Consider the following 14,352-nt stretch of genomic DNA (forward strand, 5'->3'; position numbering starts at 1 on the left):
ATGGCCGAGGGCTCGGTTTACGAGGTCGAGGTGGATGCCGACGGCAAGGCGGATCGGGTCGATGTCACCGGCAGCGCCTCCCTTGCGGGGTCGGTGCTGGCGATGGCGGCGGGCGGCAATTATGCGCCGCTGACCGACTACACCATCCTGACCGCGGAAGAGGGTGTGACCGGCAGCTTCGGCACCGTGACCAGTTCTCTGGCCTTCCTCGACCCGACGCTCCGCTATGGGGCGAAGGACGTCACGCTCCGCCTGGAGCGCAACGACACCTCGTTCAGGAGCGTGGCCGGCACGGCCAATCAGCGCGCCACGGCCGCCGCGGTCGAAAGCCTCGCCATGGGCAATGCCGTCTATGATGCGGTGGTGCTGACCGACACCGGGACGGCGAGTGCCGCCTTCGACAGCCTGTCGGGCGAGCTGCATGCCTCGGCGGCCGGTGCGCTGATGCAGGGTGCGATGGCGGTCGGCGACGTGGTCGCCGCCCAGGGCGCGCTCAGCGCCGGCAGTGCCGGCATCGAGGCCCCGGCTTCGGCGGCCTTCGGCGCCGGGCGGATGTGGCTGCAGGCCTATGGTGCCTGGGGCTCGAATGATGGCGACGACGTCACCTCGATCGACCGCAACACCTCGGGCACGCTGTTCGGCCTGGATGCCGCGGTCGGCGAAAACTGGCGGATCGGTGCCTTCGCCGGCTTCGGTCAGGCTTCGGTCAAGCAGGACGGCACGGGGAGCAAGCTCGATGCCGACAGCTATCATGTCGGTCTTTATGCCGCGACCCGCATGGGCGGCTTCGGCGCGCATCTGGGTGCGGCCTACAGCCTGAACGACGCCGAGACCACCCGCCATGTCGCCTATGCCGGCACCACTGAAACCCTGACCGCGGATTACGACGTCAATGCCGCCCAGGTCTTCGGCGAGGTGAACTATCGCTTCGACACCAGCCATGGCGCTTTCGAGCCTTTCGCCGGCGTGGCCCATATCAGCCTGTCGGGCGACGACTTCACCGAGACCGGCGGTGCTGCGGCCCTCGCGGGCGATGGCGTCGACATGCGCACCACCTTCACGACCCTCGGCCTGCGCACCGTGCAGGAATTCGGCCTGGGTGAGACCCCGGCGGCCTTCCGGGCGGAACTGGGCTGGCGTCATGCCTTCGGCGATGTCGACCCCGATGCGGATCTGCGCTTCGCCGTCGGCGGCTCGGGCTTTGGCGTGACCGGTGCCGCGATTGCGGAGAACACCGCCGTCCTGCGCACCGGTCTCGAGGTCGGGCTCACCGACGACACCGCCCTGTCGGTCGGCTATGGCGGCCAGTTCGGCGGCGACGTCACCGACCACTCGGTCACCGCGAAGCTGCGCATTCAGTTCTGATCGCAGTCACCGTCGTCAGAACGGACGGGGAGGGGGACACCCCCTCCCCGTCCGCGTATATAGTGAGGTCTTATCGACGCGAGACCTCATCCGGTTTCGGGGGACGAATGGACGACACGGACAAGAAGAGCCGACGGCAGGCGCAACTCGTCGCGCATCTTCAGCAACATCGCTTCATCTCGCTCGACGAGATTTCGACCCGCTTCGGGGTGACCACCCAGACGGCCCGCCGCGATCTCATCGATCTGGAAGAGGCGGGGCTGGTCCGCCGGCTCCACGGCGGCGGCACGCTTGCGGCGCCGCCCATAGACCCGCCGACCTATCGTCAGCGCCGGGTCGAGAATGCCGACGGCAAGGCCCGGATCGGTGCGCGGGTGGCAGAGCTGGTCGGGGACGGATCAGCGGTCTTCCTCGACACCGGCACCACCTGCGAAGCGGTGGCGCAGGCGCTGACCGGGCGGCAGAACCTGCGGGTCGTGACCTACAGCCTGCGCAGCGCAGCCCTGTTGAGCGAGGTGGAAAGCGCCACCGTCGCGGTTCCGGGCGGGTTCGTCCGCCATGTCGATGCCGGCGTCTTCAGCCACGAGACCGTCGATTTCATCGGCGCCTTCCGCTTCGACACCGCGGTGATCTCGGTCAGCGGCATCGACGAGCACGGCATCATGGGCGATGACGATCATGGCGAGGTGCAGGCGGTGCGCGCGGCCATGCAGCAGGCGAAGCGCACCATTCTGGCGGTCGACGGCAGCAAGTTCTTCCGCCGTGGTCTGGTCTCGCTGGCGGTGATCACCGAGGTCGACCTGGTGGTGACCGATACCCCGCCGCCGCCCGCGATCACGGCCCTGCTCGCCGTGGCCGGGGTGGGGGTGGAACTGGCGGGCGGCTGACCGCGGCTTATGGCGGACCTCAGGCCTCGACGCGCAGATAGCCGGTCAGCCCGGTCTTCTGATGTTCGATGACGTGGCAGTGGAAGGCCCAGTCGCCGGGATTGTCGGCGACCAGGGCCACGTCCATGGTCTCGCCGGATTGCAGCAGGGCGGTGTCGGTGAGCAGCGGCAGGATCTCGCGCTTGTCCGACCGCAACAGCCGGAAGGTCAGCCCGTGAAGATGGATCGGATGGTCGTTGGGCGATTCGTTCCGCAGCCGCAGCACATAGGGCTTCCCCTGTTTCAGAACCGCGAGCGGCGCCATCGGGTCGGGGGTATCGCCTTCCCAGGCGATGCGGTTGATCGACCAGAAAGTGTAGCCCAGCGTGCCGCAGATGCTGGCGACCGGCGGCTTGCCGCCGGGCGACCAGCCGAAGACGAATTCCAGGATCTCCGCCCGGGCCAGATCGGGCTCCGCAACCGGGTTCGCCACCAGCGGCTTCAGCTCCATCAAGCTGCGCCGGGCGCTCTTGCCGGCCGGCCGGAAGCGGGCGATGGGCTGGGGCCCCTGGGGCAGGCGCAGGGCCAGGGTGACGATCTCGTCCGCGCTGTCGGGCATGCGTAGCGCAATATCGGCGCGCTGGCCGGGGGCCAGCAGCACGCCCCGGGGCGGCAGCGGCCGGGCCAGGGGGTTGGAATCGAGTGCGATCACCTGCGCCTCGCCGCCGGTCACCTCGTAGAGGCCGACCCGGGTGACGTCGGTGACCGCCAGCCTGAGGCGGATCAGCCCGCCCGCCGGCAGATCGTAGACCGGCTCCACCTGCCAGTTCACGGTCGACACCGTGCCCAGCGTGCCGCCACGGGCGGCGGCACGGGCGCGGAAGAATTCGATGAACTGGCCGTCCTGACCCAGGCGGAAATCACGGATGTTGAGCGGCAGATCCCGGTCGAAGCCGGGATCTTCGTCCTCTTCCACCACCAGCAGCCCGGTCAGGCCGCGGCCCATCTGTTCCAGCGTGTTGCAATGGGGATGGTACCAGAAGGTGCCGGCATCCGGCGGCGTCAGGGTGTAGCGGAAGCTCTGCCCCGGATCGATCGGGGCCTGGGTCAGATAGGGCACGCCGTCCATGGCGTTGTCGATCCGCAGGCCATGCCAGTGGACCACGGTCGTCTCGGCCAGGTTGTTGACCACATCGACGGTGAACGGCCGGCCGCGGCGCATGCGCAGCACCGGCGGCGGGCCGTCGGTGGCGAAGCTCATCATGTCGCGGGTGACCGTGCCCGGCACGATCGGATGGTCGAGCCCGCTCACCGGCAGGGTCAGGTCGGCGGCAGCCATGCCCCGGCGGGTGATCAGGCTGGTGCCGGCGGCGATGGCGAGGCCGGCGGCGCTGCCGAGCAGGAGTTCGCGGCGGGTCACGGCCATTGTCGACTGCCCTTTGTCATGGAACTACCGGGCCGATCCTGGCAGGACCTGCGCGAGTTTCAAGCCGCCAGCCCCGCGCAAATCGCCGCAGCTGCCGGGTCGGGCTTTGTTGCGACTGATTCTCAATAAATGCTAGGGTCGCGGCAAGTGATTCCTGTCCTGCCCCGTCGACGGGGGCTGGAGGTGTGCGCATGTCGGTCTCCTCGTTCAGCATCGCGGTTGCGGATGGTGTCTTCCGCGCTGATCCGTCGGCCTTGCCGACAGAGACGGTGCTGCCCGGTCTGAAGCTGGGTCTTGTCATGAGCGGTCGTTTCGGCCTGACGGTCGACGGCGGCAGGGATCTCGACATCGCCGGGCCGGCCATCTGCCTGCTGGTGGCCGAGCGGGCCTTCGAGACCCGCCACGGCATGACGGCGCAGGATGGTGTGCGCTACGTGACCATCGCCCTCGATCCCACCTCTCGCGATGATCTGCTCGGCAGCGATGCTGAACGGCTGGGCGCCGGATCCGGCGCACCCGGCATTCACCAGGCCCGGGCCGGGCGGACGGCCTGCGCTTTGGCCCTGCAGATCGCGACCTGCCCGTTCTCGGGCGGTGTCGGCCGGGCCTGGCGAGCGGCCAAAGGGCTGGAACTGGTCGCGACGGTTGCAGCCGGCTTCCTTGAGACCGATGGCCGGGGTGCGCGCCTGACCAGCCGCGATCTGGAACGGTTGCGAGAGGCATATCACATCCTGAAGACCGCGCCGGCCGATGCGCCGACGCTGCCGGTGCTGGCAAGGCGGGTGGGGATGAATGTGCGCAAGCTGACCGACGGCTTCCGTCGCCAGTTCGGCACCAGCATCGCCGATTTCGTCGCCGAGGAACGGTTACATCTGGCTTATCGCCTGATATCGACCGGCGAGATGGGGGTCGCCGAGGCGGCCTATCGGGTCGGCTACAGCCCCAATCATCTGTCCACCGCCTTCCGCCGCCGTTTCGGCATCTCGCCCGGGCGGCTGCGCTGATCCGGTCCCGCCGCCCGTCCGCGGAGATCTGACTCCTGCCATCGTAGGCCTCCGGCATTTCGGAGACCGGCCACAGATGCGATTCATTCGCAACATGACGCGCGCCGTCCGTCTCCGTTCCTGCCGATATCAGAGGCCTCTCTCATGCCGCTCTCCCGTTCCGGCTCCGCCCGGCTGTCGCCCACGCTCCTGATTGCTGCCGGGCTGCTTTCCCAGGCCTCGCCGGTTTTTGCCGCCGATGCAGAGGATGCCGAGACCCTGCCCGCCCTTCAGGTGCAGGAGACGCGCCCCGCGTCGTGGAGGCCGGCCGGCGGTGTGGTCGCCCAGACCGCGACCATCGGCACAAAGACCGATGCCCCGCTGTCCGAGACGCCGCAATCGGTGTCGGTGGTGACCCGCGAACAGATGGAGATGCAGCAGGCCCAGAGCCTGGGGGAGGCACTGCGCTACACGCCGGGCATCGTCACCGGCCTCGCCAATGCCGACAATCGATACGACCAGCTCACCATCCGCGGCTTCAATGCCACCACGCTCGGCCTCTATCGCGACGGGCTCCGGCAGATGTCGAACCAGATGACCACCCGGATCGAGCCCTTCGGCCTGGAGCGGATCGAGGTGCTGCGCGGCCCGGCCTCGGTGCTCTATGGTCAGGCGGCACCGGGCGGGCTGGTCAATGCGATCACCAAGCGCCCGACCGCCGATCCGCTGCACATGGTGGAAATCTCGGGCGGGAGCCACGATCGGCTGCAGGCGGCCGTGGATCTGAGCGGGCGGCTGGTGGATGACGGCCGCGCCCTGTTCCGGCTGACGGCCCTTGCCCGCGACGCCGATGCCCAGATCGACCATAACCGCGACGACCGGATCTATGTCGCCCCGGCGCTGACCCTGTCGCTTGGCGAGGATACCAGCCTCACTTTGCTCGCCAGCCGTCAGCAGGACGAGGCGGGAACTCCGGGCCCGCTGCCCGCCTCGGGCACGGTGCTGCCCAACATGCACGGGCGGATCCCGATGACCCGCTATTCCGGTGATCCGTCGCTCAACGAATTCGACCGTACCCAGACCGCTTTCGGTTGGGCTTTCGAGCATCGTTTCGACGACCGCTGGCAGCTGCGTCAGAACACCCGCTATGACCGGCTCGATTTCGATCAGGCCAATGTCTACGCCTACACCCCGCTTGCGACCGACGGCACCATGGTCAACCGGGGCGCCTATCGCTTCGGTGTCGATGCGGATCTCTTCAACACCGACACCCAGCTCCAGGCGGACTGGCAGGCGGGGCCGGCGTCCGTCACCTCGCTCTTTGGCCTCGATTACCGCTACAACGCCGAGGATTTCTACCAGTTCATGGGTGCGGCAACGCCGATCGACCTCTATGACCCGGTCTATGGTCAGGCGATCGCCAACCCGTCGCTGAAGGTCACGGACAACACCACCCGGATCGACCAGATCGGCGTCTATACCCACCAGCAGATCCGCCTGCCCCAGGGGCTGGTGCTGAGCCTGGGTGGCAGGCAGGACTGGGCCCGCAGCCGGGTCACCAACCATATGGACGATGACGCCCGCACCAGCCAGTCAGATGATGCCTTCACCTGGCGGGCGGGGGCGGCCTGGGCCTTCGAGGCGGGCCTGACCCCTTATGTCTCCTGGTCGACCTCGTTCTCGCCGGTCTCGGGCACGGATGTCGATGGCCGGGCGTTCCGGCCGTCGGAGGCGGAGCAGCTGGAAGTCGGGGCCAAATTCCAGCCCGACGGTTTCGACAGCTTTTTCACCCTGGCCTGGTTCGATCTGACCCAGACCAATGTCGTCACGGCGAGCGCCACCAACCCGGCTGCCCGTTACCAGATCGGCGAGATTCGCAGCCGTGGTATCGAAGTGCAGGCGGTGGCCGAGCTGGGCAGGGGGGTCAGCCTGATCGGCGCCTACACCTGGCAGGATCCCGAAGTGACCCGCAGCCTGGGCGCCGATCTGCATAAGAAGCCCACCGGCATCCCCGATCATATGGCGTCGCTCTGGGGCGACTATACGGTTCAGTCCGGGCCGCTGGCCGGGCTGGGGCTGGGGGCCGGTGTCCGCTATGTGGGCGAAAGCGCCGGCGATGCCCGCAACAGCTTCACCGTGCCCGATGTCACGCTCGTCGATCTTGGGGTGCGCTATCAGGCGGGCGACTGGCGGGTGGCGGTGAATGCCAGCAATCTCTTCGACCGCTATTACGTCGCCGGCTGCTCGTCCGAGGCCAATTGCAGCCTGGGCTATGAGCGCACGGTCGTGGCCAGCCTGCGCTACAGCTGGTGACGCCATGACCCTCGGAACCGGTCGTCCCTTCGCCTTCCTGATGATCGCCGTCCTCTACATGACCCAGGGCATTCCGCTGGGCCTGGCGATGGAGGCGCTGCCGGGCTTGCTGCGCCAGCAGGGAGCGGCCCTTGACAGGCTCGCCTTCCTGCCGCTGGTCGGGCTGCCCTGGGTGCTGAAATTCCTCTGGGCGCCGCTGGTCGACGACCGGTGGTCGCCGCGCCTCGGCCGTCGGCGGAGCTGGGTGCTGCCGATGCAGTCGCTGGTGCTGGCAACCCTGCTGGCCGTGGTGGCGACGGGGGTGTCCGAGACCGTCTCGGGCTGGCTGGTGGCGGGTTTTGCGCTTGCCTCGCTTGCCAGCGCCACCCAGGACACCGCCACCGACGGGCTTGCGGCCGAACACTTCCAGGGCCGCGATCTGGCCCGAGCCAACGGCATTCAGGTGGGCGGGACCATGATCGGCTTCTTCTTCGGCGGCTCCGGCACGCTGGTGATGGCCGGCATGATCGGCCTGACCGGGGCGCTTCTGGTGGTGGCCGGGGTGGTTGCGGCCGGGCTGGTGCTGGCCCTGTTCTGGCGGGAGGGGGTACCCCCGCAGCCTGGGGCTGCGCCGTACATGCGGGCCAGTCTCAGGGGGTTCGCGGCGCGGCCCGGCGCGCTGCCCCTGCTGGCGGTGGCGCTGCTTTCCGCCGTCACCGCCAGCGCCGGCTTTGGTCTGTGGAAGCTGTTCCTGATCGATGCCGGCTGGACGATCGCGGCGGTCGGCCGGCTCGGCATCGCGGCCGGTGCCGTCACCATTCTGCTCGGCTGTGGTGGCGGGGCCTGGATGGTGGCGCGCCTCGGCGCCTGGCGGGCGCTGTTCGTCGGGCTTGGGGCATCGGGGCTGGCGGCACTGATCTGGGCAGCGCAGGCGGCGGGTCTTCTGCCCCTCACGCCCGGACCGTCGCTTCTGTCGCTGCCTTTTCTCGCCGCCTCGCTCGGTGCCTTCGGGGCCGGGGCGGCCTCGGTCGCGGCCATGGCCCTGGCCATGCGCTTCGCCGCCGCCGCCGGCCAGGCCGGTACCGACATGACCTCGGTGCAAAGCACCCGGGATCTGGGTGAGATCGGCACCTCGTCGGCGATCACCGCCTTTGCCGCCGCCGCTGGCTATGGTGCTGCCTTCCTGGCGGTGGCCGTTGCGGCCGGTCTCACGATCGCGGCCGTGCTGCATGCCCGGCGGTCGGCGGCGCTGCGCCTGGCCGAGGCCGGGCTCAGGGAGGCGCCGTGATGCCCCGCCCTGTCCGGCCATCCTGGAGGAAGATCTGGCTGCAGCTGCATCTCTGGCTGGGGCTGACCATCGGGGCGGTGGCGGCCCTGCTGGGGGTGACCGGTGCCGCCCTTGTGGTGAAGGAGCCGTGGCTCCGCCTGGAACTGGGGGCGATGGCAAGACCGGTCGATCCTGCCGCGGCGCCCCTGCCGCCCGATCTTCAGGTACAGGCGGCCCAGGCGATCGCAACCGGGCCGCGTCGCCTGCTGTCTGTCACGGCCCCCGGCAGCGGGCCGATGCCGGTCGCCACCGTGCTTGCCCTGTTGACCGAACCGGCCGGCGAAGGTGGTCCGCGCTTTCTTGTCGCGACCTTCGATCCCGCGCGCGGCGACCTGCTCGGCATCCGCCCGTTCGGGGATCTCGCCTTCGCGCAGGTGCTGGATCTGCATCGGGCGTTGGCTGGCGGCCCGACCGGCGCCGGGCTGGTGGCGGTGGTCGGGGTGGTGCTCTGCCTGTCGCTTGCGACGGGGGCCTGTCTCTGGTGGCCACGGCGACCGGAAGGCGGGCGGCGGCCGGGTGCCTGGCGCCGCCGGCTGCTGCCGTCGCTCGCTGGGCCCTGGCATCGGCAGATCAGGGTGCTGCACGTGACCGCAGGCATCTGGCTGCTGCTGCCGCTGGCGGTGGTGGCGGTGACCGGCACGCTGCTTGCGCGCCCCGATCTGATTGGCGCCGCGCGGCGTGGTCTGCCGCTCGCCGCTGCGGCCCCACCAGCGCCGGACGATGCCTGCGTAGCCGTGCCGGATGCTGCCACCGCGGTGCGCCTGGGGCTCGCCGCATCGCAAAGCGGTACCTTCCTGGGTGTGATGGCGGCCGGGTCGGGCTGGATGGTCACGACGACCACCGGCATGCTCATGGTCGACCCGGGTATGCTCGATCCGGGCTGTGGCACCGTGACGGCGATGCCCCGCGGTCCGGATCTGCACGGGGTCATGAACGCGCTGCACGGCCGGCTGATGCTGGGATGGCCCGGGCAGGTGGTGGCCTTTCTGGCCGGGCTCGCCCTGCCCGTGTTCTATGTCACAGGTCTCGTCATCTGGCTGCGCCGCCGACGGTGAGGCGGTCGACCAGGCGGTCCACTGCCGCCTCCGCCGCGACGATCGAAGTTGCAAGGCGGTCGTCGCCGAATTCGTCGCCCTCGATCGCCACCACATCCACCGCGCCCATGCCGATATAGCGCAACGGGGCGGCGAGACCGGGCACCACCAGCTCGTTATGGGCCTGAATGCCGCCCGGCTCATATCCCAGGTCGCCGCGCGCCGTCAGGACCACCGCCCGCTTGCCCGCCGGCAGCATCGGCCAATAGGGCGTGTCGCCGCGGGCGCGGTCGAAGCCGAAGGTGACACCGACCCGCACGATATTGTCGATCCAGGCCTTCAGCGCTGACGGCAGGCCGAAATTGTACATCGGCGCCCCGAAGACCACGATGTCGGCGGCAAGGAGTTCCGCCGTCAGCCGGTCGCTTTCGGCAAGCCGGGCCCGCATGGCGTCGTCGCGCGCCTCAGGCCGGGTGAAGGCAGCCCTGACCCAGTCGGCATCGACGGGGGCCGGTGGCGCGAGGCCGACATCGCGGCAGGTGATTTCATCGCCGGGGCGATGCTGCCGCCACCGGTCTGCGAAACGCGCGGTCAGCCGGCGGGTGTGAGAGCCATGAGGGTCTGTGCCCGAGCGGCCGGGGCGGGCGCTGGCATCGATTTGCAGCAGCCGGATCATGATGCATCTCCTTCATCTGTGGAGTGTGAATGACATGAGGATTGCCCTGAATTTCAGCGGCTGACAAAATCGTATCCCTCAGCCGATAATGAAGATGGATTCATCCATGCCCCCTTCCCGCAGGCTGCCACCACTCCAGGCGCTCAAGACCTTCGAGGCGGCGGCCCGCCATCAGAGCTTCCGGCTGGCCGCGGCCGAGCTTGGTGTCACCCCCACCGCCGTCAGCCATCAGATCCGCCTGCTGGAAGAGACGCTGGGCCTGCCCCTGTTCGAACGGCGGGTACGGCAGGTGGTCACCACCCCCGCCGGCGACCGGCTGTTTCCCGTACTGCGCGACGGCTTCGACGCCATGGCGGCGGCGGTGGCGGCGCTTCGCCCCCCGGCGCCGCGGCGGGCGGTGACACTGACCGCACTCGGCCTGTTCACTGCGAAGCGGCTGATCCCGGCACTCGGCCGGTTCCGGGCGCGGTTCCCCGATCACGAGCTTCGCCTGCACGCCTCGGATGATGTGGTCGAGCTTGGCACCGGCATTGCCGATCTGGCGGTGCGCTACGGCCGGGGGCCGTTCCCGGGGCTCGTGGCCGAAACCCTGATCACCGATCGCTTCGGCGTGGTGGCAAGCCCGCGGCTGGGCCTGCGGTCGCCCGAGGATCTGGAGAAGGTGCCGCTGCTCAGGGTCGACTGGCGGCGGCAGGAACGCGTACCCGACTGGCGGGCCTGGGCCGGCGCCGCCGGCCGGCTGGAACCTGCAGGCACGGCGGTGCTCACCTTCACCGACGATGCCCATGCCATCCAGGCGGCGATCGCCGGCCATGGGGCGCTGATCGCCAGCCTGACCCTGGTCGCCGACGACCTTGCCGCCGGCCTGTTGACGGCGCCCTTCGGCCCGGAATTGCCGGGGGACGGCTATCACCTGCTGATCCCGGAAGCGGAACGGTCGGCACCGGATGTGATCGCGGTGCGCGACTGGCTGCGGGAGATCGCCGCCGGGAGCGCCGCATGACCGCATCATGGCCGAAGCTCACTCTTGGCCAGCTGCGGTTGCTGCTGGCGGCGGTGGAGACCGGCAGCGTCGGTGCCGCGGCCCGGCGGCTGGGACTGACCCAGTCGGGCGCGTCGCAGGCGCTTGCGGCACTCGAAAAGGGGCTCGGCGTCGAGCTGCTGGTCCGAACCCGTGGCGGGGTGACTGCAACCGCCATCGCAGAGGCCCTGCTGGCCGATGCTGCCGATGCGGTTGCCGCCGTCGACCGCATCGCGGCTCGGGCCCGGGCAGCCTCGGGACGCCCTGAGCGTCCCTTGCGCATCGCCGCAATCCCGAGCATTGCCGAGCGGGCACTGCCCGGCTGGTGCCGGCGGTTGCGACAGCTTGCCCCTACCCTGGTCACCGGCGCCTTCGAAGGTGGCCATGGCGAGGTGGGAGATTGGGTTGCCCGCGGTCTCGCCGACATCGCCGTCACCTCGGTGGTGCCCGAGGGGCTGCCTTCGGTCGCACTCCGGCCCGAGGCGCTGCTGGTGGTGGGGCGCCGAGACGATCCGGATCTGTGGCCGGCATCGCTGCCTGTTGCCCTCCTGGCCCGCCGGCCGCTCGTGCTGGCGGGGGGCTGCGAGCCGGTGGTGGAACCGCTGCTTGGCGGCGGCGCCGTGCCGCGGACCGGCGATATCACCACGGCCGGCCTCGCGACCGCGCTGGAAATGGTACGCCAGGGACAGGGGTTGACCCTGTTCGCGGAGACGTCCTTCCCCCGCGGTGACATGGACGGGCTGACCATCCGACCCTTGGATCCTCCGGTCACCCGCACGCTGCATCTGGTGTTTCGCGCCGAGACCGCGGAGGGGGGCGTCGTCGACCTGCTGCTCAGGGTGCTGGAAGACGAGGGATGGCGGGCTGCAGGTCATAAGCCGGACTGATGGCCGCTCATGCGTGCATTCCATGACGTCGGCGCGGCGGCTGGGTGGGATGATGCGGTATCGAAGAAAGGCCCGCTCCCATGCCCCTGCGTGACACCACCATGACCGGGTCCATCCGTCGGACCCCGGCCTCCGCCGCGCCGTCCGGTTCTGCCGTCATCATCGGCCTCGCCTGGGGGCTGTTGGGGGTGCTGGTGTGGTCCGGTTCCTTCATCCTGACCCGTTTCGGGGTCCGCACGAGCCTGGGCCCCTTCGACATCATCGCGCTCCGTTTCATGGTGGCCGGCCTGTTGCTGGCGCCGGTGATCCTGCGCCGCGGGCTGGCCTGGCGGCGGCTCGGGCCGCTCGGGCTCGGACTGCTCGTCTTGGGCGGGGGCGCGCCTTATGCCCTGCTTTCGGCCGCCGGGCTGCAATATGCGCCGGCGGGGCAGGCTGCGGCGCTGATCCCGGGGCTGATGACCGCCGCCGTGGCCCTGATCGGCATCAGGGCGCTGGGGGAACCGCTGACCCGGCCGCGTATGGCCGGCGTCGCGGCGGTTCTGGCGGGCAGTATCACCATCGCTGCGGTTTCCGCGGGGCCGGGCCAGACCCCGGGTCATGCGATCTTCCTGTGTGCAGCCCTGGTCTGGACGGGTTATGTGATGGTGCTGCGGCGTTCCGCCATTGATGGTCTGCACGCCACGGCGATTGCCGCCGTGGTCTCGGCCGTCTGCTACCTGCCGGTCTACGCTTTGTTCCTGCCCTCGGCGTTCGGCACCGCGCCGGTCGCCGACATGGCAATCCAGGCGATCTATCAGGGGGTGGGGGCGACCGTTTTCGGGCTTTACGCCTTCAACCAGGCGGTCCGGCGTCTGGGGGCGGCCGGAGGTGCCGCGCTGAGTGCGTTGATCCCGGTGGTCACCATGGCGCTTGCGGCCCCTCTGCTGGGGGAGGTGCCGGGTCCGATCGATCTGGTGGCGGCGCTTCTGATCACCGCGGGCGTGCTGCTGCTGACCGTCCTGCGCGGGTGCCGCCGGCTGGGTTGACCTGCGGCTTGCGGCTTCCTTGACCGTCCTGCGGGGGCGCCCGATACTCTGGCCGGGCTACTCTCGCCGGGCATTTTCTCCCCTCCCTGCGGAGAGGGGGCGCCCTCGTGCTGCCAGAAGGAAGGTTCTGCCCCGATGTGCGCCGACGTCACCACCGCCCCTGTCCCGGCGCTTGCGCCCGAACCGCATGTCCGGTCGCGCTATGCCGCAGACAATCTGGGGCGCATGCGCCGGCGGCCGCCGCTGGAGGGTGATCTCAGGGTCGATCTCTGTGTCATCGGCGGCGGACTGGCGGGGCTGTCGACGGCGATCGAGGCGGCGGAGCGCGGGCTCAGCGTGGCGGTCGTGGAGGCGCGGCGAATCGGCTGGGGGGCCTCAGGGCGCAATGGCGGCCAGCTGCTGAACGGCTTCGCGGCCGGCACCGACCGGCTGATCGCCAAGGTGGGGGAAGACAAGGCCCGCACCATGTGGCGGATGAGCGTCGAGGCGCTGGACCTGGTCCGCGATCGCATCTCTCGTCATGAAATCGACTGTGATTTTGCCGAGGGTGTTCTGATGGCCGCGCTGAAGCCCCGCCATATGCGGGGGCTGGAAGCGGAGCTGGCCCGCGAGCGCGCCTGGGGCTATGACCGGTCGGAGCTGATCCCCGCCGCCCGTATCGGCGAGCATGTCGGCAGCCCGCGCTATATCGGCGGCATGCTGGACCGCGGCGCCGGCCATCTCGATCCGCTGGCCTATGCGCTCGGTCTGGCGCGCGTGGCCGAAGAGGCGGGGGTCCGGATCTTCGAGGAGACATCGGCCACCGCCCTTCACCGGGGCGCGCCGCCCCGGGTGGAGACGCCGCATGGCAGCATCACCGCCGATGCGGTGGTCGCCGCCGCCAATCACGAGAACGGGCGGCTGATCCCCGAGGTGCGCTGGAAGGTGATGCCGGTCGGCACCTATGTACTGGCGACCGAACCGCTGGATCCGGCATTGGCCGAGCGGCTGCTGCCCGGCCGGGTGGCGGTGTCCGACTGCAAGTTCGCGCTCAACTATTTCCGCCTGGCCGGCGACCGCCGGATGCTGTTCGGCGGCCGGGTCAGCTATTCGACTCTGGAGCCGCTGAACCTGGACACCGCGATGCGCCGGACCATGATCGGCATCTTCCCCGATCTGGCCGATGTGCCGACCGCCGAGGTCTGGGGCGGGTTCGTCGACATCACCCATGACCGCACGCCGCATTTCGCCGCGGTGACGCCCGAGATCCTGGTGCTGCAGGGGTTTTCAGGCCACGGCCTGGCCGCCACGGCGCTGGCCGGGCGTCTGGCGGCCGAGGCCGTGACCGGTGATCGCAGCCGTTTCGATCTGTTCCACGGCCTGCGCCACATCGATTTTCCCGGCGGTTGGGCGCGCACCCCCCTGCTGGTCGCGACCATGGCATGGTTCCGGCTCCGCGACATGCTGTAGG

At 69.7% G+C, this 14,352-nt stretch carries 12 protein-coding genes (1 of these 12 cut by a window edge); 10 read left to right on the top strand and 2 right to left on the bottom strand.

The window, feature by feature from the left end; all coding sequences use genetic code 11:
• Together TMO_RS01985 and TMO_RS01990 are read left to right on the top strand one after the other, a co-directional pair.
• Positions 1–1,365 carry the 3' end of an autotransporter domain-containing protein gene (locus tag TMO_RS01985; protein ID WP_014743905.1) on the top strand. Its footprint begins 1,995 nt before the window's first position, so the window shows 1,365 of its 3,360 coding nt (coding positions 1,996–3,360); its start codon lies off the left edge, out of view; it ends in the stop codon at positions 1,363–1,365.
• Positions 1,366–1,472: 107 nt separating this feature from the next.
• Positions 1,473–2,252 carry a DeoR/GlpR family DNA-binding transcription regulator gene (locus tag TMO_RS01990; RefSeq protein ID WP_014743906.1) on the top strand — a complete coding sequence of 260 codons (780 nt, stop codon included), beginning with the start codon at positions 1,473–1,475 and terminating at the stop codon, positions 2,250–2,252.
• Positions 2,253–2,271: 19 nt separating this feature from the next.
• Here TMO_RS01990 and TMO_RS01995 read toward each other — a convergent pair whose 3' ends face one another.
• Positions 2,272–3,657, bottom strand: coding sequence for a multicopper oxidase family protein (locus TMO_RS01995; RefSeq protein ID WP_014743907.1), 1,386 nt, complete (start codon positions 3,655–3,657; stop codon positions 2,272–2,274).
• Positions 3,658–3,848: 191 nt separating this feature from the next.
• Between TMO_RS01995 and TMO_RS02000 the strand changes: the two genes are divergently transcribed.
• The 4 genes from TMO_RS02000 to TMO_RS02015 all read left to right on the top strand — a co-directional run bounded on the left by TMO_RS02000 (position 3,849) and on the right by TMO_RS02015 (position 9,314).
• Positions 3,849–4,661, top strand: coding sequence for a helix-turn-helix transcriptional regulator (locus TMO_RS02000; protein WP_014743908.1), 813 nt, complete (start codon positions 3,849–3,851; stop codon positions 4,659–4,661).
• Between the two features lie 144 nt (positions 4,662–4,805).
• Entirely contained in the window at positions 4,806–6,953 is a 2,148-nt protein-coding gene (locus TMO_RS02005; protein WP_014743909.1) for a TonB-dependent siderophore receptor, read from the top strand.
• Between the two features lie 4 nt (positions 6,954–6,957).
• The gene (locus TMO_RS02010) at positions 6,958–8,220 is read left to right on the top strand and encodes a RhtX/FptX family siderophore transporter (protein ID WP_014743910.1); all 1,263 of its coding nucleotides are present in this window, start codon (positions 6,958–6,960) and stop codon (positions 8,218–8,220) included.
• Complete coding sequence (locus tag TMO_RS02015) at positions 8,220–9,314, top strand: PepSY-associated TM helix domain-containing protein (RefSeq protein ID WP_014743911.1); 1,095 nt, start codon at positions 8,220–8,222, stop codon at positions 9,312–9,314. Before TMO_RS02010 ends, TMO_RS02015 begins: the two co-directional genes overlap by 1 nt.
• On the opposite strand, the gene TMO_RS02020 is transcribed toward TMO_RS02015, so the two are convergent.
• On the bottom strand, positions 9,289–9,969 hold the full coding sequence (locus TMO_RS02020; RefSeq protein WP_014743912.1) for an FMN-dependent NADH-azoreductase: 681 nt from the start codon (positions 9,967–9,969) through the stop codon (positions 9,289–9,291). The genes TMO_RS02015 and TMO_RS02020 overlap by 26 nt on opposite strands.
• A gap of 106 nt (positions 9,970–10,075) precedes the next feature.
• Here TMO_RS02020 and TMO_RS02025 point away from each other — a divergent pair, with 106 nt between their 5' ends.
• From TMO_RS02025 to TMO_RS02040, 4 genes are all read left to right on the top strand, one after another.
• The gene (locus TMO_RS02025; protein ID WP_014743913.1) at positions 10,076–10,972 is read left to right on the top strand and encodes a LysR substrate-binding domain-containing protein; all 897 of its coding nucleotides are present in this window, start codon (positions 10,076–10,078) and stop codon (positions 10,970–10,972) included.
• Positions 10,969–11,877 (top strand): LysR family transcriptional regulator, encoded by a 909-nt coding sequence (locus tag TMO_RS02030; RefSeq protein ID WP_014743914.1) that lies wholly within the window; start codon positions 10,969–10,971, stop codon positions 11,875–11,877. Before TMO_RS02025 ends, TMO_RS02030 begins: the two co-directional genes overlap by 4 nt.
• An 80-nt stretch (positions 11,878–11,957) precedes the next feature.
• Entirely contained in the window at positions 11,958–12,902 is a 945-nt protein-coding gene (locus TMO_RS02035; protein WP_014743915.1) for a DMT family transporter, read from the top strand.
• Between the two features lie 135 nt (positions 12,903–13,037).
• Positions 13,038–14,351, top strand: coding sequence for an NAD(P)/FAD-dependent oxidoreductase (locus TMO_RS02040; protein WP_014743916.1), 1,314 nt, complete (start codon positions 13,038–13,040; stop codon positions 14,349–14,351).
• The last annotated feature ends 1 nt before the right edge of the window (position 14,352 follow it).

Origin of the sequence: Tistrella mobilis KA081020-065 (genome assembly GCF_000264455.2) — a bacterium.
Taxonomy (GTDB): Bacteria; Pseudomonadota; Alphaproteobacteria; order Tistrellales; family Tistrellaceae; genus Tistrella; species Tistrella mobilis.